Source organism: Lyngbya sp. PCC 8106 (assembly GCF_000169095.1).
Classification (GTDB): Bacteria; Cyanobacteriota; Cyanobacteriia; order Cyanobacteriales; family Microcoleaceae; genus Capilliphycus.
Map to the genome: position 1 here is coordinate 26,540 of NZ_AAVU01000042.1, position 18,155 is coordinate 44,694.

General features: G+C 43.4%; 12 protein-coding genes and 2 pseudogenes. 9 read left to right on the forward strand and 5 right to left on the reverse strand.

The genetic code is table 11. The features are described 5' to 3' along the window. Nucleotides 1-916: 916 nt before the first annotated feature. Both petA and petC read right to left on the reverse strand, forming a co-directional pair. Nucleotides 917-1,906 (reverse strand): cytochrome f, encoded by a 990-nt coding sequence (petA, locus tag L8106_RS22870; RefSeq protein WP_009786845.1) that lies wholly within the window; start codon nt 1,904-1,906, stop codon nt 917-919. Between the two features lie 200 nt (nt 1,907-2,106). Continuing rightward, entirely contained in the window at nt 2,107-2,646 is a 540-nt protein-coding gene (petC, locus tag L8106_RS22875; RefSeq protein ID WP_009786846.1) for a cytochrome b6-f complex iron-sulfur subunit, read from the reverse strand. Between the two features lie 232 nt (nt 2,647-2,878). Between petC and L8106_RS22880 the strand changes: the two genes are divergently transcribed. Both L8106_RS22880 and L8106_RS22885 read left to right on the forward strand, forming a co-directional pair. Then, entirely contained in the window at nt 2,879-3,187 is a 309-nt protein-coding gene (locus L8106_RS22880; protein WP_009786847.1) for a DUF3067 family protein, read from the forward strand. A gap of 149 nt (nt 3,188-3,336) precedes the next feature. Further along, nucleotides 3,337-4,509 (forward strand): annotated as a pseudogene (locus tag L8106_RS22885) (RNA-guided endonuclease InsQ/TnpB family protein). 193 nt (nt 4,510-4,702) lie between these two features. On the opposite strand, the gene L8106_RS22890 reads toward L8106_RS22885, so the two are convergent. After that, nucleotides 4,703-5,038, reverse strand: coding sequence for a tRNA-binding protein (locus L8106_RS22890; protein ID WP_009786850.1), 336 nt, complete (start codon nt 5,036-5,038; stop codon nt 4,703-4,705). A gap of 69 nt (nt 5,039-5,107) precedes the next feature. Next, complete coding sequence (locus L8106_RS29905) at nt 5,108-8,650, reverse strand: adenylate/guanylate cyclase domain-containing protein (protein WP_009786851.1); 3,543 nt, start codon at nt 8,648-8,650, stop codon at nt 5,108-5,110. A gap of 268 nt (nt 8,651-8,918) precedes the next feature. Between L8106_RS29905 and L8106_RS22900 the strand changes: the two genes are divergently transcribed. Then, complete coding sequence (locus L8106_RS22900; protein WP_369749472.1) at nt 8,919-10,310, forward strand: hypothetical protein; 1,392 nt, start codon at nt 8,919-8,921, stop codon at nt 10,308-10,310. Between the two features lie 73 nt (nt 10,311-10,383). On the opposite strand, the gene L8106_RS22905 is transcribed toward L8106_RS22900, so the two are convergent. Further along, nucleotides 10,384-10,947 carry a hypothetical protein gene (locus tag L8106_RS22905; protein ID WP_009786853.1) on the reverse strand — a complete coding sequence of 188 codons (564 nt, stop codon included), beginning with the start codon at nt 10,945-10,947 and terminating at the stop codon, nt 10,384-10,386. A 172-nt stretch (nt 10,948-11,119) separates the two neighbouring features. Here L8106_RS22905 and L8106_RS22910 point away from each other — a divergent pair, with 172 nt between their 5' ends. The 6 genes and pseudogenes from L8106_RS22910 to L8106_RS22940 all read left to right on the forward strand — a co-directional run bounded on the left by L8106_RS22910 (nt 11,120) and on the right by L8106_RS22940 (nt 18,155). Next, a complete protein-coding gene (locus L8106_RS22910) occupies nt 11,120-12,226 on the forward strand; it encodes a J domain-containing protein (protein WP_009786854.1) in 1,107 nt (368 codons plus the stop codon). An 80-nt stretch (nt 12,227-12,306) separates the two neighbouring features. Beyond that, nucleotides 12,307-13,653 (forward strand): P-loop NTPase fold protein, encoded by a 1,347-nt coding sequence (locus tag L8106_RS22915; protein ID WP_009786855.1) that lies wholly within the window; start codon nt 12,307-12,309, stop codon nt 13,651-13,653. Between the two features lie 209 nt (nt 13,654-13,862). After that, complete coding sequence (locus L8106_RS22920; protein WP_009786856.1) at nt 13,863-14,726, forward strand: shikimate dehydrogenase; 864 nt, start codon at nt 13,863-13,865, stop codon at nt 14,724-14,726. Between the two features lie 197 nt (nt 14,727-14,923). Next, on the forward strand, nt 14,924-15,160 hold the full coding sequence (locus L8106_RS22925; RefSeq protein WP_009786857.1) for a hypothetical protein: 237 nt from the start codon (nt 14,924-14,926) through the stop codon (nt 15,158-15,160). Beyond that, nucleotides 15,141-15,600 (forward strand): annotated as a pseudogene (locus tag L8106_RS30935) (Tn3 family transposase); the annotation flags it as partial. The gene L8106_RS22925 and the pseudogene L8106_RS30935, both read left to right, overlap by 20 nt. A gap of 269 nt (nt 15,601-15,869) precedes the next feature. Next, nucleotides 15,870-18,155 carry a PAS domain S-box protein gene (locus L8106_RS22940; protein ID WP_009786860.1) on the forward strand — a complete coding sequence of 762 codons (2,286 nt, stop codon included), beginning with the start codon at nt 15,870-15,872 and terminating at the stop codon, nt 18,153-18,155.

Consider the following 18,155-nt stretch of genomic DNA (forward strand, 5'->3'; position numbering starts at 1 on the left):
ATAACTAGAAATGGTTTTAAAAAATAAAATTTTGTGGGTAAAATCGGATTTTTAATTGAGAAAATTTCTTAAAAAGTTGACGAAATTATAGGGGTTCTGGTAGACTATAAAAAACACCTCCCAAGGGGTTACTCTGTCTACACGTCAAAATAAAGCCTACAACCCTTATTCTGTGGTTAAATATTAGGATATCCTGACTGAATTTTTTCAACAGCGACGCACCAATTTTCAGCTACTCAGCAAAACCCCAAAATCGGCATATTGACAAAATCGAGTATTTGTGCATTTCTCAGTCAACAGGTTTGACAAAACCCAAAAATTTGAGGAGTCAGAAATTAATCTTGAAGTCTCCCTCACGACTAACCTCCAACTCCTCAGCATCAAGATTCGATTGAACCTTAACTAATTCTAGAAGTTCATTTGAGATCTATCTTGATTACTCTCACAAATTAACTGATCGCTTCCCACTCAGACTCAAGCTGGACTGTAAGATAAGTTTTTATAATCAATAACTAGAAATGGTTTTAAAAAATAAAATTTTGTGGGTAAAATCGGATTTTTAATTGAGAAAATTTCTTAAAAAGTTGACGAAATTATAGGGGTTCTGGTAGACTATAAAAAACACCTCCCAAGGGGTTACTCTGTCTACACGTCAAAATAAAGCCTACAACCCTTATTCTGTGGTTAAATATTAGGATATCCTGACTGAATTTTTTCAACAGCGACGCACCAATTTTCAGCTACTCAGCAAAACCCCAAAATCAGCATATTGACAAAATCGAGTATTTGTGCATTTCTCAGTCAACAGGTTTGACAAAACCCAAAAATTTGAGGAGTCAGAAATTAATCTTGAAGTCTCCCTCACGACTAACCTCCAACTCCTCAGCATCAAGATTCGATTGAACCTTAACTAATTCTAGAAGTTCATTTCAGCAGCTTGAACCTTTTCAACCTGTTTCTTCTTGAGAACCAGCATAATTTGAGTCAACATCACCAAAGCAAAGAAAGCCAACAACCACTGAATCCGACCTGCACTTTGCAAGACAATTTCAGTATCCGCTTGACCAAAACCACCCACATTCGGATCGCGGTTAAGGGGCTGACTGGCGGTGATCTCTTGACCTTCGGAAACAATCAGTTCAGGGCCAGGAGGAACAGTATCAACAACTGTTTTACCCTCAGCCGTTTCAATACTGACTTGGTAGCCAACGCCTTCTTCTTCGGTAATTTGAGAAATAGTACCCGCCGCAGAAGCTTTGTAAACCGCGTTGTTACTTTGGTTTCCAGCCGGATAAACCTGACCGCGACCTCGGTTTCCACCGACATGAACAGCATATTTACCGTAAGTTACAGAAGCATCTGTTTTCGGATCAGGAGAGAGAACCGGGAAGACAATTTCCTGGTATTGTTCACCCGGTAACGGCCCAACCAAGACAATATTATCTTGATCTTCGCTATAAGGTTGGAAGTAGAGATCGCCCACTTCTTCCTTTAATTCTTCAGGAACTCGTTCAGACGGAGCAATTTTAAAGCCTTCGGGAAGCATCAAGACAGCCCCAACGTTCAAGCCGCCTTTGCTACCATCCCCTAAAACTTGCTGTGCGCTGCTGTCATAGGGAACTTTAACAACCGCTTTAAACACAGTATCCGGTAAAACAGACTGAGGTAATTCAACTTCAGTCGGTTTAGCACCGAGATGACAGTTGGCACAAACAATTCGTCCAGTCGCTTCACGGGGAGTCGCCGGAGCAGTTTGCTGCGCCCAGAAAGGATAGGCAGCAGCCGCTTGAGGAAGGGCAATATCACTGGTGAGGAAGAAAGTCACCGTTGCGATCGCAACCAGCGCCATCTTCCAAGTTGCCCGAATGCTACGATGCAGCATTGCAGTTTGGTCAGATTTTGACATTAGTAATGTTCTTAACTCGCTCAAAGTCAAAGGATTTTACTTGAGATCAGGAATCTTATCGTTAAATCTCCCCAATCCCAAATTTTATGTATGGCAGGGAATAGGCAAGAGGGAACAGACACCCCTATAACAAACAGTTCACCCTTTGGGGTTCGTCATCACCCTCTGCCCGGATCACCGTTTCAATTGCTATCAGTTTATTAAGCCCACCAAGGATTTTCACCGGTACGGAAATCGGTTTCTGTCCAGGGAGTAAAGCTGACTTTATCATCTTCAACATTGGCATGAGCCAACGCCAGAGACAAAGGAGCAGGTCCGCGAACAACTTTACCTTGGGCATTATACTGTGAACCGTGACAAGGACAGATGAATTTGTCTTCGCTACCGTTCCAAGGGACAACACAACCTAAGTGGGTGCAAACGGCGTTAATGCCATAGTCTGATAAAGTGCTGTCATTTTCGACCACCAAGTAGGTCGGATCACCTTTTAAGCCTTGGGCTAAAGTGCGATCGCCTGGGTTATGGTTAGCTAAAAACTCACTCGCAATGATGTCATTTCCCAGTGCATCTTTAGCAGTCACACCACCACCGGCACCACCGCTTGATGCAGGAACAAAATATTTAACGAAGGGGTAAAGCACACCCAGAGCTACGCCTGTGGCTGACCCGAACGTTAAAAGGTTCATAAATTGACGACGCCCCATATCGGGGACTTCCGGCGTTTCAGAAATTTGAGTCATAGTTGACGCAGTTGATTCTGTCTTATGTTAGTTTTCGAGAACTTTGGAGCCAACAAACAAAAAATGTATTGCAGATTCGCTTGAACTATTGCACCAAGTCTGCTATGGGTCAAGACCTTAGAGAATGATTCTGTACGGTTTTTTCCCATCATTAGAGCATTATTACATTTTTTTAACTTGGTCTTTTATTATTACAGAATGTAACATAGAGGGGTTCATTCAGGAGTGCGTCATGACGGGAAAAGAACTACATCAGCTAGTGTTGGACAAGTGGGGCGTATCCTATGATGTACAGTTGCGGCGAACCCGAGGCAAAGTTTTCTTACAGATCATGTGGAAGTATCTCGAACAACTGTCTTTTCCGTTAAGTGAAGCGGACTACATCGCTCATTTGAATGCGATCGCTCAATATCTCAATGGATGGGGAAGTGTAGAATTGGTGAAAGACTACATTCAAAATACCCGAGAAAAACCTCGCCTGGGTAAAGCAGTCAGTATTCCTCTAGACTTGGGAGAACGGGCTTCTGAGTGGATCTTTTGACAGTCACCTGGGAGGGAACAGGTTACAGGAGACAGGGGCTAGGAGCAGGGGAAGATTGATAATTCATAATTCATTTGAGTGAGAGCAGTAACTTAGTTGACGATTTATAGTACAACACGGTACTATCTGTCAGATCACATCATACATCTATGCAACGAGCTTTTAAAACAAAATTAAAACTGAATAATAAACAGAAAACTTTAATGGTGCGGAAGGCACCGACAGGCAAGCACTCGAATTTAATTCGAGTGAACCTGTCGGCTCAACACGCAGGCTATTCTAGATGGGTTTGGAATTGGGCGTTGAACCTTTGGCGTCAAGCTTATGATGCAGGATTGAAGCCCTCTGTTAATAAGCTCAAAAAGTTCTACACCAATCATGTTAAGCCTTACTATCCCTGGATGAAAACCTTGTCCTCAAGGGTTTATCAGTTTGCCTTCATGCACTTGGGAGAAGCATTTAGTCGGTTTTTCAAAGGTTTGGCTAAATATCCAAAGTTCAAGAAGAAAGGCAGAAATGATAGCTTTACTCTTGATAACTGCGGTAAGGTTATGCAGTTTTCAGGGACTCGGTTAAAGATCCCCTTCATTGGATGGGTTAGTACCTATGAGCCGTTACCTGAAATCAACACAAAGCGAATTACAATCAGTCGTACTGCCGAGAATTGGTACTTATCCGTCGCCTATGAATTTGAACCCGAACGCACGGAGAAGTCAAGAGAATACCTGGGTGTTGATGTTGGGATAAAGGTTTTGGCGACTTGCTCAGACGGCACTGTTTTTGCTAATCCCAGAGCGTACAAGAAGGCAACTCAAAAATTGGCGCGACTTCAACGCGAACTCTCTAGAAAGCAAAAAGGTTCAAATAACAGGAATAAGGCTAGACTGAAACTGACAAAAGTACATGAAAGAGTGGCTGACATCCGAAAAAATACAATTCATAAATTGACCTCTTGGCTCTGCAAAAATCACGCGGTCATTGGGTTAGAAGACTTGAATGTTTCTGGGATGCTAAAGAACCATAAGTTAGCGGGTGCTATTGCCGATTCGGCTTTTTATGAAATTCGCCGCCAAGTTGAGTACAAGGCTGATTGGTACGGTTCAATCGTAGTTTTTGCGCTATAGATTTTATCCGTCGTCTAAAACTTGTTCAAATTGTGGGCATATTCAAGAAATGCCTCTAAAAGAAAGGGTTTTCAACTGCAAAGTTTGCGGCGAAGTCAAAGATCGTGATTTCAACGCCAGCCTCAATGCGCGAACATCGTGGCCGTTGGCTATTCGGTTTGAGCCTGTGGATCGGGTACTGCCGACAGTCCGAGATGAAGCAGCGCAAAGTCCGATCTCGGCGGTTTCCGTCGAGAAGGAACTTTGCAAGACAGGAACGAAACTTTGATACGGTTTGTACCGTGTTATGTCAGTTTTCGATAGCAGTTTATATATCCTATCAAGATAGCTGAAAAAAGTCGATATCGTCTTCCCCAGTTTGGGTTATCCCAACAGGTGAATTTAGCAGTGATTAAAAGATGCGTTTTCCGAGAGGAACATCTTGATCCGGTTGAACTAAAGCAACTTTTCCTTCATCTATAACAACGCCTAAGACTAGCACTTCCGAGATAAAATTAGCAACTTGTTTGGGCGGAAAGTTGGTAACAGCGATAATTTGTTGATTGATTAAATCTTGTGGTTGATAAAGCTTTGTCAATCCAGCACTTGACTTTTTGATACCCAATTCTCCAAAATCAATCCAAAGTTTATAAGCCGGTTTACGAGCTTCGGTAAAAACTTCAGCTTGAATAATTTTTCCGACTCGAATTTCTAACTTTAAAAAATCTTCGTATGTGGCTTCATTCATAGAGTTTTGCACACTAACTAGAGAAAAGACACCCCTCACATTCCACACAATTCGAGAGTTTTTAGATAATTATTCTACAGGTGACAACAGTTTAAATTCTGTGGAATCAACCATTGCATAACCTTGAGGCCATTGGCTATAAACCCGAGCTAACAAATATTGTGCTAACTTATAATTCCCCTCATTAGACCAGACCCGAGCTAAACTCATTGTTGCTCTAAGTTCTAACAACTTTCCACCTTGAGCATGAGCAATTTCACAGGCTTTATTGAGATAATATTCAACCGATTGAGAATGAGGAGAAGACGCTTGACTTTGAGCCACTAACATAGCCACCTGTTCAGGATTTAAGTTTTGTCCCCCTCCACCTTTGGCATACATCAACTCTCCTCTAAGCCGAAAAAGTTCAGCTTCCCAAAAGCGTTCTCCCGTTCTTTCAACAGTCGATAAAGCCTCAGTTAAAACCGCTAACCCGGCTTCAAACTGTCCGGCTTTCGCATGAGCTTGAGACAGTAACCCCAAGAAATACGTCCAAGAAATTTTAGCACCTGTCGCCGCATGAGCCGCAATACCTCGACGAAGTTGATTAATACCCAAGTCCGTTTTTCCGAGTTCAACCAGCGCCCAACCCTGCATAATAATTCCCGTCGCCAACCAAAACTCAAACCGTTGTTCAGTCGCCAAAGCGATCGCCGCTTCCGCTTGATGTTTAACCGCTTCCGGTTCTTGACGCAGTTGATGAAACATCGCCTTCATCGACAACGCAAACCCGGTACTGTAAGGATGAGACAACTCCAACGCCAAATGAATCGCTTCTTCACTATACTCGAGGGAATCTGCGGTATGTCCGAGTAACCAAGCACTCAACGACATATAAGATAAACTCGCCACTCCCACATCTTGTCCCGTCAGACAAGTTTGACAAGTGCGATTGGTTTTTTGATAGAGTTCATAGCTGACTTTCCAATGTTCGTGAGCCGCTTGTAACCGTCCGAGATAAAATAAAGCAAATCCCAGGGTAAAACGAGCTTCCATCTCTAAAATCGGGTCATTATGGCGTCGAGCCAACCCCATTAACCGACTAGCAAAATCCAGAGCAATGTGATGTTCACAACGGGCGGCATGATAACCCCACAGTCCCCACAATACAGAAAACAATTGCGGAGTCGTTCCGAGTTCCTGACAAATTTCCCGACTGCGTTTGTAGATCTGTTCAACTTCTAGAGAAGCATAACCTTTAGTCGCAATTAAAGCTTTACCCAAAGTCGTTTGTAGATCGAGTTCTTGCTTTAATAAATCGAGACTCGAAGATCCGCCCAGTAAAGAAATAGTAGGACCCTGTTCAGCTTTAAGGCTATGAATCAAATCTAAACCGGATCTCAGATGAGCAATTGCTTCTTCATTAGCCGAACCCAAAAATGCCTTTTCTCCGGCTTTTTGCCAATAGTCAATCGCACAAAAAGACAATCCAGCTTTGGTATAGTGATAGGCAAGTAACTCCGGTTCACGACTGGTTAACAGTGGAAATTCAGCTTCCAGAACACGAGCAATACGACGATGATATTGCGCTCGGGTACTTTTGAGCAAAGAATCATAAGCAGCATCTTGAATGAGAACATTTTTAAAGCTGTAGACGGCTTTGGGAAGTTCACCGTTGACAAACAATAATCGTGTTTCGACTAACTTTTCTAGCCCTCGAATAATGCTACTTTCATTGAGATTTATGGGTACGGGTGCCGGACGACTGGCATCTTTTGTGTTCAGGTCTTCAGATCCGATCGCGATCGCCCGCAACAATTCATAACTAAACTCTCGACCAATACTCGCCCCCAGTTGAGCAACTTCTTTCGCTCCATCGAGGCGATCAAGTCGTTCCATCAACAAGCCTTTGAGAGTATCAGGAATACTGAGCGTCGGTAATGGGCCTGTGAGTTCGTAGGTATCCTCTGTTTCTGTAAATGGCCCCGACTCCACCACCATTTTAGTCATTTCTTCAATAAACAGGGGAATCCCGTCACTTTTTTCAACAATCAGTTTTGAGACGGCATAGGGAAGCCGTTTACCGCCTGTAACGCCCTGAATAATTTGTTCAATCTGATTCGCCGGAAGATGATTGAGATTAATCTGACTCACATGAGGAAGTCGCAGCCAATGAGATTGAAAACCCGGTCGCATGGTATAAATCCGCAAGATGGGATAATTGGTTTCTTCTCGGATCAGTCGGTCAGCAAGTTCGAGGGTCGAGGGATCAATCCAGTGCAAATCTTCCACAATCACCAGAAGCGGTTGCTGACTAGCCGCCTTGTGGATCATCGCCAGCATAACTTCTAATAGCTTTTGTTTGGTGGCTTGGGGCGACAGGTTGAGAGGTCGATAACGCCGTTCATCGATAGGGATAGAGAGTAACTGACCAAACAGGGGAACAGCCTCTTGGCGAGGAATTTGATGAGCATCGAGAAATTGTTCCAGTTTAGCGAGTTGTTGCTGGGGTGAGTCTTCACGAGTGAGTTTTAAGACTCGTTCGGCAATCAATTCAATGATCGGATGGAAAGGCGTATTTTGATAGTAGGGAGAACAAAACACTTCCCTTAAAGTGTAGGCATCGTTAGCAATACGTTCTCGGAAGGCTTGAACTAAACGGGATTTACCAAATCCGGCTTCTGCCATCAACAGGACAACTTCTCCCCGTCCTGATTTAACCCGTTCCCAAATGGCTTGGAATTGTTCAAGTTCAGCTTCTCGGCCTACATAGGGAGTCCAACTACTTTGAGCGACTTTCTGACGCTTGCAGGAGGAGGTTTCTTGTAAAACTTGGTAAATTTCAACCGGAGTAGAAACTCCTTTGAGTGAATGTTGACCTAATGACTGAAATTCAAAAATACCTTGTACCAGTCGTTGGGTAGTCGGACTGACAGCAGCGGTATTGGGTTGAGCAAACCCTTGCAGTCGGGCGGCAATATTGGGGGTTTGACCAATGGCTAACTGTTCCCGTTTATTACCCGCGCCGACCTCCCCAACCACAACTAACCCGGTATGGATACCCAAGCGCACAGACAGTTGTAGACAACGATTGGCAATACAACCAGGTTTGAGTCCGGCAATCGCTTTGATAATGCCCAAAGCAGCACGCATGGCACGTCCGGCATCGTCTTCATGGGCGATGGGGTAGCCGAAGTAGATTAAGATGCCATCTCCGAGATATTGGGCAATGTATCCTTCGTAGTGAAGGACAACATTGGCGCAGGTTTCCTGGTATTTTTGAATCAGTTCTCGTAGTTCTTCTGGGTCGAGTTCTTCCGATAGTGCCGTTGAACCTACCAAGTCACAAAACATGACCGTTAGTTGACGGCGTTCAGCGGGTCGGATCGGAGTGGGTTCTAGGGGAGTGATGGGAGTGACCTCTGGGGACTGACTCTCATTTTTTAGGGATGTACCACATTCTGTACAATACTTGGCTTGGGGTGAATTTTTATGGTGACAGTGGGAACAAACTTTAGATAAAGATGTGCCACATTCCATACAGTAATTTGCACCTTCTGAATTTAAAATGCCACAATTCGGGCAATTCATCATTACCTGAATATTTTGGCTAAGGGAAGAAGTTTTGCTCATCTCAAACCTCACGGCAGGGAGTTGTCTGTCAGTTCATACACATCTTGCATCGTATAGGAGAGTCAAACAAAGATCCGTTCATTTCTCTCTCTTGGCTTTACCCGTTTGTCTGCTTTGACACAGGTGTTGTTTTTTGGGGGTAATACTACGACAGTCGAAACGCCAGAGTGCATAATTAAATCAAGATATCAACCATTGTAGGAAAACCTATAGCTTAAGCTAGAGCTAGGGGTAAAAGTATTTTTCGCCACGTTGGGTGATTAAAACAATGACAAACGTAATGTGCGATCAGCAGATGAGTGCTGAACAGGATTATGACCAACAGTGTCTTGAGAAGCTAGGCTGGGCAATGAAACAGCTTGACATTGTTGTAGAACCTCAAGATCTGGCTAAAATTACAGAGCTGATTGTTCAGACGATGACAGGGCCTTGGCGTTATTTTCATACGCCAGAACATATTTTTGAGGTTGGGGGGTCTGAGCATCCGATTGAGGTACTGGCGGCTTTATTTCACGATGTCGTTTATGTACAGGTCGATCAAAGTGTTAACTTTAATTTGACTTACTACATTGTTCCGTTTGTTCGTCAGGTGTCTGAACATCTGGTGATTCGGGATGCTTCTGAGTTGCCCCCTGACAAAAGCTTTGAGATGGTGATGCAGGTATTTAACTTCTCTCCTAGTCAGGTACTTTCGCCTCTTGAAGGACAAAATGAGTTTTTGAGTGGTTTGGTGGCGGCGAAGGTTCTTGACCCGTTTTTACCGCCTGAATTGATTCTTCAAATTGTTGCCTGTATTGAAGCGACGATTCCTTTCCGAACTCACAACGCAGAAGGACTCAACAATAGTGATATTTTATATCGTCGTTTACAACAGATTACTGCACAGTTAAATCTGAAGTTGACCTCAGAGGAGTTGAGAGCGACTGTGATTCGTTCAGTGTGTATTTCTAATCGAGATGTGGGTAGTTTTGCTCACCTGAATCCAGGTCGTTTTTTAGATAATACTTGGAATTTACTGCCTGAAACCAATCATCATCTTAAATATTCCAGTTCTTATACGATTAATCAATATCGCACGGCTCTACAAAAGATGGAAGGCTTTCTCAATTTTATTAAACCGGAAGTAATCTTTCATCAATTTCAAGGATATCCGACGGATGAAATTTATCACGATTTAGTTGAACGCGCTCGCAAAAATATTGAAGTTGGACGACTTTATCTGGGAACTAAACTGTTTACTATTGCTTTTTTAGAAGCTCTTTCTCTCCGTTTTGGACGAGTGATTCCGGTTTCAACTTTAATGGGAGAAATGCCGACTGAAAGCTTTGTGGCGGCTTCTTTGGTTGACTTTCTACCGGAGATTTCCCATCCTCGTCAACCCAAAAATGAATTAGATCAACAAGTGTTAACACTGTTAGATAAGGGACGCACTCAAAGTGCCTCTTATGATATTAAAAATTCTCCTCTCGCTACCTATATGGTGAAATCGATGGGGTTTGATGAGATTCGACATCAACGTAACTGCGCCCAAGAATTCTTTCAAAATGCAATTTCTGCTGAGGACTTTTTAGCGGGTTGTGATGCGAATGTGAAAAAGACGGTGACAGATGGCATTGTCAAGTTATTTGATAGTCGCAAAGAGGCTTTGTGTCGGTCTTAAGAGGAGACAGGGGACGGGGAATAGGCAACAGGCAACAGGCAATATCTCCCCATCACCCCCTCTCCCTACCTCCCTATCTCCCTTCTTTTTTCCAGCGTTCCGTCCCTTTTTTTGTCGGTAAACCTGCTGCGTTAAATGTCCAAATATCTCCTTTATTTTGTGGCCCGTAACTGAGATGAATCGGTCTATTTTGACTATAAAAATATAAGGAATCAAAAGGCAACTTTTGGGCGATAATCCAATCCACAAATTCACTGCTGTCTAAACCTTTAATTTGACAATCACAAGCCGCCCCCAATCGTTCACAATAATATCGACCATTTTTTTTAACTTCATGGGCAATATGTTGATCTAGATGGGGTGCAACTCGACCATTTTTAAGTCCGGTAATCGGATCTTTTTTTTCAAGAAATCGTTTTAAATCCTTTGAACAAAATCCATACGTTAGGTGAAATCTTTCGAGTCCAAAATGATCAATAATCGGATCAATCAGCCATTGATTTAACGCTTGAATCGCGACAACGCTTTCGGTCGAATCGGGATAGGGATTAATCTGAGTTGTATATTTTTGATAGGTCTGAGTGCAAGTACAAAAGGATTCTAGAGTCAGATACTTTCCCAGTTTTACATCTTTCATCGTTCTTTGGGACTTTTGAACTATGATGGAATTGAAGCCTAAATTAAATCAGAATCTATTAGAGTGTCAAGGAAAACAACAAAAATATTGCAGTTTGAGGTGATCACCAATTGTAAAATACCCACTGAAACCATAAGTCATTACCCGTCAGATTTCGCGATTCGCATAAAACGTGGATGAGATAGAATACTACTACCAAATCTTAAATCTTCAGCCTGATGCAACGCTTGAGGATGTCAAACAGGCTTATCGAAATTTGGCTTTGATTTGGCATCCAGATCGCTATCCTCATGATTCTCGCTTGCAAGCCGAAGCCGAACAAAAATTTAAAGAAATCAATTACGCTTATGTTCGGTTGCGATCGCTATTGAGTGATCCTCAGTTTTCTGTTTCTCGTCTACGAACACCGCCTAGTCGTGATTCCCCACGCCCCACATCACCCGATGTCAATGTTCAAACTTCGACGGTTCATCCGAACACTCCTCCATCGGTTAATTCCCCTCTCTCCGAGCCAAATTCCCCTCTAATTCCGTGGGGATGGCTAGCAGGTACTTTTTTAGGGTACACCCTAATTGGATGGATTCTAACCACCATTACCGTTCCCTTATGGAATGAAATTCTCGCCCTGATCTTGTGGTTAATTATTGCGATTTCCGCCTCCTGTGGAGAAAGGTTTGAACATTCCTGGTTTATTGCTTTAATGATTGCGGGTGGAATAGCGGGATGGGTGACGGGAAATCAAGCAGGTGGAATGGTAACAGGAAGTGTTTGGACGATGATTGGGATGGTATTGGGTGCGATCGCCGGTTCACAAGCCCGAATCAAAGCGATTTTATGGATACTCACCCTCGCCGGAATTTCTGCGATCGCAGGATTGGTCGCGGGAAGTAAAACGGGAGATTGGCGCGGATCGCTGTTGGGCGGTATTCTAGGAGCAGTCATGGGGGCGACAATCGGAATGATTTGTGATCGAGCTTTCCAAACCAAAGGCAGGAGCAAAAGCCATGTCGGAAGCGTCTTTGGTTTTGGGTTCGGAGCTTATATCGGTGCATGGACGGGTGCAGGACAAAATGCCGTGATTCGAGCCTTTGAAAAAACAGGCTTAGAAATAATTTTTGGAGTATGGGGTGCGATTGTCGTCATTTCTGGAGTCATTGCCCAAATGGTTGCCGGAGAAAAATTAATTGAATCCTTTCATGGATTTTATACTTTTCTGATTCTCGCTACAACTTCTGGTTTAGGATTAACACTCGGATACTGGCTCGCAAATAAAGGTTGATTTTGCTATTCCCTACTGATTCAAACAATAACTGCAAGAATGAGAGTTTACGGACACAGGTATTGCTTGGGTGGACAACGATGGAACTCAATTTACGCAGATTTTTTCGGGCATCTAATCCCGCAAAAACATTAAATTTTGGTACAATAGAAGACCGACAATACTATATTGATTTTTCTGAAGTTCGTGGCGGAAAACTGATTGAACAAATTGCCCGGACAATTACTCGCCTGTCTCCAGAAAATCCCACTTGTCAGCTTTTTACTGGACATATTGGTTCGGGAAAGTCCACAGAATTGTTACGACTGAAAGCGGAATTAGAAGAACAAGACTTTCATGTTGTCTATTTCGAGTCGAGTAAAGATCTCGATATGGCGGATGTAGACATCACCGATATTTTGCTGGCGATCGCTCGTCAGGTTAGCGAGAGTATAGAACAACTCCAGATCACATTGCAACCCACCGGATTTAAAGCCTTGCTTCAGGGTTTAGCAAATGTTCTACAAGCCCAAATTGATATTCAGGCGGATCTCCCGGCGTTAGGAAGTGTGAGTGGGGATACAGAGGGAGAATTTTCTCTCTCGTTAGGAATTGGTAAAATTACGGCTAAAGCTAGAGATAGTCGTGACCTGCGGACTCGGTTACGACAATATTTGGAACCGCGTACCAACACCATTTTACAAGCGATTAATCAAGAATTGCTGGCACCGTCTATTGAACAATTAAAGCAGCAAGGTAAACAAGGATTGGTGGTGATTATTGATAATCTAGATCGAATTATGAGTTCGAGAACCGCCACTGGAAGACCTCAACCTGAATATTTATTTATTGATCGCGGTGATCAATTAAATCAGTTGGGTTGTCACGTTGTTTATACGATTCCTTTGGGATTAATTTTTTCCAATGATTTAGGACGACTGACTAATCGATTTGGCGGTGATCCGAAAACTTTACCGATGGTTCCGGTTCGTTTTCCGGATGAAACGCCTTGTGAAGCAGGGATTGAATTGTTGCGACAAATGGTTATGGCGCGATCATTTCCTGAAGTTAAACCGGATGAATATTCGAGTTTTATTCCTCAAGTTTTTGATCAACCGAAAACTTTAGAGCGGTTGTGTATGATGAGTGGAGGTCATGTCCGAACGTTGTTGGTTTTGTTGTATAGTTGTCTTCAAAAAGAAGATCCACCGCTTTCGAGAGAGGCTTTAGAAGATGTGATTTTACAACGTCGTCATCAGCTATTATTGGCGATTGAAGCCAATGAATGGGAAATGTTGCGTCAGGTGGGGAAAACTAAAAAGTTAAGTGGTTTAACTGATTATCAAACTTTACTGCGGAGTTTGTGGGTGTTTGAATACCGTTATCGTAAAGATTTTTGGTTTGATGTTAATCCCATTTTGGTTGAAGCCCCGGAATTTCAAAGCTAGTTAGACTCGGTTATGGTAACGGATGGGTTGACTGCGGGGTTTTTCAGGTTGATGATGTTGGAAACGGATTGTTAGATAGATCGGGGATAAGTATGAATTAAGATGATCTATCCGTTTTACTCTTAGCATTGGTTTCATTATCTCTGTCCAAGTTGAATCCGTTACCAGGGGGATGTCATAATAACAAAAGTGTTAACCTGAATAGATTGATGATTCAAGGAACAACAAAACTTTTGGGTGTGATTGGCGATCCGATTGAACATTCTTTGTCTCCCGTGATGCACAATGCAGCAATTGCTGAGATGAGAGTAGACTATGTTTATCTTCCTTTTCCGATTCAATCCACTGATTTAGATGCAGCTTTAGCCGGATTTGCGGCGATTGGTGTTCAAGGATTTAATGTGACGATTCCTCACAAACAAGCGATTCTTTCTCGACTCTCTAAAGTTTCCAAAATTGCCGAAGCAGTGGGCGCGGTGAATACGGTTTGGCGAACTTCTGAGGGGTGGGAAGGAACAAATACTGATGTGGCTGGATTTCTCGCACCGCTACAAAATATTAACACATTTTGGTCTAAAAAAACAGCCGTTATTTTAGGAAATGGGGGTGCTTCTCGGGCGGTTGTGGCTGGATGTGTGGAGTTAGGAATTACAGAGATTTATGTGATTGGAAGAAATCTACAAAAGTTAGAAGTCTTTCAGCAAAGTTGGTTAGAATCTCCTTTATCTTTATCGCTACAAATTCAGACTTGGGAGAATTTAACTGAGATTATTCATCAAGCTGATTTACTCGTGAATACAACGCCAGTGGGGATGTATCCTCATGTCGAAAATTCTCCCGTAACAGAAGCAGTAATGGATCGGCTAAAATCGGATGCGATCGCTTATGATTTGATTTATACCCCTAACCCGACTCAATTTTTATCTCTAGCTAAAGCCAAAGGTGCAATTATTATTGATGGCTTAGAAATGTTGGTTCAACAAGGTGCATCCGCATTACAGCTTTGGTTAAAACAATCCGTTCCAGTTGAGGTGATGCGTTACTCACTTCAGAAAAAGTTAGGATTGTTGTGATCATTACAAGTATTACTGGGGTAAAGCCGAGATACGTGTAAAATAGGACATGACGTAAATTTTTGTAACAATATCGAATTTTAAGTATTTTTTATGTTAGTAGAGGACATCAACACTCATTCAACAAGGGCAGAGTAGAACAACTACTCTGTCCCCACCCAGAAAAATTCAGCAAAAAGTATTTTAACTTGGTATTGATGTTTCTAAAACGTGTGCGGACAATTCATAACAAAGCTAAAGAAGAGTTGGACAGACTTCGACAGAAACATCTGGAGACAACGGAAAAATTAGTAGACATTTTCACGAATGTATTGCAAGTGTTTGGAGATGAGTCTACCGATACGGAAACCATGACGGAAATTCAAAGTATTTTGAATACAGCAGGAGGAGTTGAGCAACTTTTGATTGAATGCGAAGGAGTTGGGGAATTATAGTCGAAAGAACCGTTTATACCAAGCTTTTCAAGAACTCGGACGGGTGGTTAGAACGGTCTTTTTATTACAGTATATTTCGGATGGGCAACTGCGACAGCAAATTACGGCAGTTACCAATAAGGTAGAAGCTTATCATGGCTTTGCCAAATGGTTTTTCTTCGGAGGTGAAAAAATTATTGCTAATAATGAATGACCCGGACGAACAGGAGAAGATTATTAAGTATAACGATTTGATTGCCAATGCAGTGGTGTTTCATAATACGGTTGATTTGACTGAAGTGTTGTGTCAGCTTAAACGTGAGGGGTATTTAATTTTACGTGATGATGTAGCAGCTTTAAGTCCATATTTGACAGGCAAAATTAAGCGTTTTGGAGATTATCTGATCGATTTAGATTCAGTGCCACAGGCTTTATATGAGGGGATAACACTAACATTTTAAGGCGAGAATCGGCTTTTCTTTACAAAACTTTACATCGTGTCCGATTTTGCACGTATCTAGGCTTTACTCCGTTAAGAGGCTCTTGGGTCTGAGTTATTTATGGACGGGTTCCCTCAATGGTATTCAGCTCCAGATTGGGGGGACTTGGCTATTTTATGCTGTATTGGTGGAAAACCTTCAAAAATCCACCCAGAAGTTTAATTTTCTGGATTTTGGCAAGCGATATACTTGATTGAGATGACTGGCAGTCCTTCGTCGGAGAGAGTTTAATGATCCATCTCAATCAATTGATTGTCACATTGATGCAGGTGGTGATAGAAAATGCAGGAGCCGAAACTGGTGCTCTGGTTCTCCTGGAAGAGGATCAACTTACTGTGATGGCTCAATGTAGCGGAAGTAGACAGTGTGACCTAGAAAAGCTTGCTGTTGCTGACTGTGCAACGATTCCTGTCTCGGTCATTCACTCGGTAGAACGCACTCAAGAAACTTTGGTGTTTGATGATGCAGTCAGCGAAGCGTCTTTTTCAACTGATCCTTATATTCAACACCAACAGACGCGATCGCTCCTGTGTATGCCAATTCTCCAGCAAAATCAGCTGATCGGCATCCTTTATCTGGAGAACAATCTCAGTACCGGAGTGTTTACCAGCGATCGCTTACAAGTCCTGAAACTGTTGATGGCTCAGGCAGCAATTTCACTAGAAAATGCTCGGTTGTATGAACAGTTAGCAGACTATGCCGAAACACTGGAACGCAAAGTAGAAGAGCAAACTCAAGCCTTGCAGCAGGAGATCGCGGAACGTCAACAAACCGAAGCCGCATTGAGACAAAGTGAAGCAAATTATCGCAACCTGCTACAAACCGCGAATTCCGTCATCATTTGCTATGACACGCAAGGACGAATTCGATACATCAACGATTATGGGGTGAAACTCCTGGGCTATGAAGAACATCAGATTGTAGGGCGAACCTTATTTGAAACCATCATTCCAGACATCGAAACCTCTGGGCGGGATGTCAAACCCTTTGTCCATGATTTACTTCGTAATCCTCAAGCGTACCCGCAAGGCGAGGGTGAAAACCTGTGTCGAGACGGTCGGCGAGTTTGGATGGTCTGGTCGAATCAAGCCATCTTCAATGACCAGGGAGAGGTCGTTGAAATCTTATCGGTGGGCAACGACACCACCCAGCGTAGGCAAGCAGAAGAGGCATTACAACGCAGTGAAGCCAAGTTCCGAACGATCTTTGAAAATTCCCAGGTTGGTATCTACCGAACCCGCCTTTGTGATAGCTTAATTCTCGATACCAATCAACGCTTTGCCGATCTGTTTGGCTTTGATTCACCAGAGGAGATGATCGGGCTTGAACACACTACAGGCTACTATGTCGATCCTAACGTTCGCCAACACGCTATTGAGGTGCTGAAGCGGGATGGGGAACTGCGAAGCTTTGAAGTCCAGATGCGAAAACGAGATGGGACAGTGTTTTGGGGACTTTTCTCTTCTTATTTGAATGCAGGCGATGACTACATCGAAGGGGTGATTGCGGATATTAGCGATCGCGTCTTAGCAGAAACCGCGCTGCAAGCCTCTGAAGCAGAACTGCAGGCGCTCTTTTCAGCCATTCCCGATCCGCTGTGTATCTTCAATGCTGAAGGGCAATTGCTCTGTGCAATCAAAGGGAATCCGTCCTATGGAGAGGAGTATAGGGAGGAGTATACTGGCAAAACACTGCATCAACTCTATGCCAGGGAACAAGCCGATGAATTCCTGAGTTATATTCAGCAGGTACTGAGAACCCAACAAGTCCTTACCGTTGAATACAGCCAGTGGCTATCTGGACGAGAAATCTGGTTTTCGGCTCGCGTTGCCCCGATTCAGCACGAGCAAGTGATTTGGCTGGCGCGAGATATTACACCGCAAAAGCAAGCAGAAGAAGCCTCCATTTTAGAGGAGCGCAACCGCATGGCACGCGAAATTCACGATACCCTTGCTCAGGCGTTTACAGGCATTTTGGCTCAGGTGGGAGCCGCAAACCAGGTGTTAACGGATGATGTAGAAGCAACTCAGGCGCACCTAGACCTGATCAAAGAATTGGCGCGAACCGGACTGTCTGAAGCGCGGCGATCAGTAGTAGCGCTCCGTCCTCAGCTTTTGGAGGAAGGCAGTTTACAGAGCGCTCTACATCGTCTCATCGCTCAAATCAGAACTGCCGCAATGGATACCACTCTATATTATGAGATTGAGGGTGCAGTGTATTCTCTACCCACTGAAGTCGAGAGTAACCTACTGCGGATTGGGCAGGAAGCCTTAACTAATGCGATCAGACACGCCAACGCTGATGAAATTCGAGTGGAGCTAATCTACGATCGCAATCAGTTTTGTTTGCGCGTGAAAGACAATGGACAGGGCTTTGGAGTTGGGAGTATTCCATCCTCTGAGGGGTTTGGTTTATTAGGCATGAGCGAACGGGCAGAGCGCATCGGCGCACAACTCACGATTCGGAGTCAACCTGGACAAGGAACAGAGATTATTGTCACCGTCGATCGGGAGTAG

Excerpts from the sequence above, each read along its gene's own strand:
- petA (WP_009786845.1), bottom strand. The coding sequence starts at position 1,906 with ATGTCAAAATCTGACCAAACTGCAATGCTGCATCGTAGCATTCGGGCA.
- petC (WP_009786846.1), bottom strand. The coding sequence starts at position 2,646 with ATGACTCAAATTTCTGAAACGCCGGAAGTCCCCGATATGGGGCGTCGT.
- L8106_RS22880 (WP_009786847.1), top strand. The coding sequence starts at position 2,879 with ATGACGGGAAAAGAACTACATCAGCTAGTGTTGGACAAGTGGGGCGTA.
- L8106_RS22890 (WP_009786850.1), bottom strand. The coding sequence starts at position 5,038 with ATGAATGAAGCCACATACGAAGATTTTTTAAAGTTAGAAATTCGAGTC.
- L8106_RS29905 (WP_009786851.1), bottom strand. The coding sequence starts at position 8,650 with ATGAGCAAAACTTCTTCCCTTAGCCAAAATATTCAGGTAATGATGAAT.
- L8106_RS22900 (WP_369749472.1), top strand. The coding sequence starts at position 8,919 with ATGACAAACGTAATGTGCGATCAGCAGATGAGTGCTGAACAGGATTAT.
- L8106_RS22905 (WP_009786853.1), bottom strand. The coding sequence starts at position 10,947 with ATGAAAGATGTAAAACTGGGAAAGTATCTGACTCTAGAATCCTTTTGT.
- L8106_RS22915 (WP_009786855.1), top strand. The coding sequence starts at position 12,307 with ATGGAACTCAATTTACGCAGATTTTTTCGGGCATCTAATCCCGCAAAA.
- L8106_RS22920 (WP_009786856.1), top strand. The coding sequence starts at position 13,863 with ATGATTCAAGGAACAACAAAACTTTTGGGTGTGATTGGCGATCCGATT.
- L8106_RS22925 (WP_009786857.1), top strand. The coding sequence starts at position 14,924 with ATGTTTCTAAAACGTGTGCGGACAATTCATAACAAAGCTAAAGAAGAG.
- L8106_RS22940 (WP_009786860.1), top strand. The coding sequence starts at position 15,870 with ATGATCCATCTCAATCAATTGATTGTCACATTGATGCAGGTGGTGATA.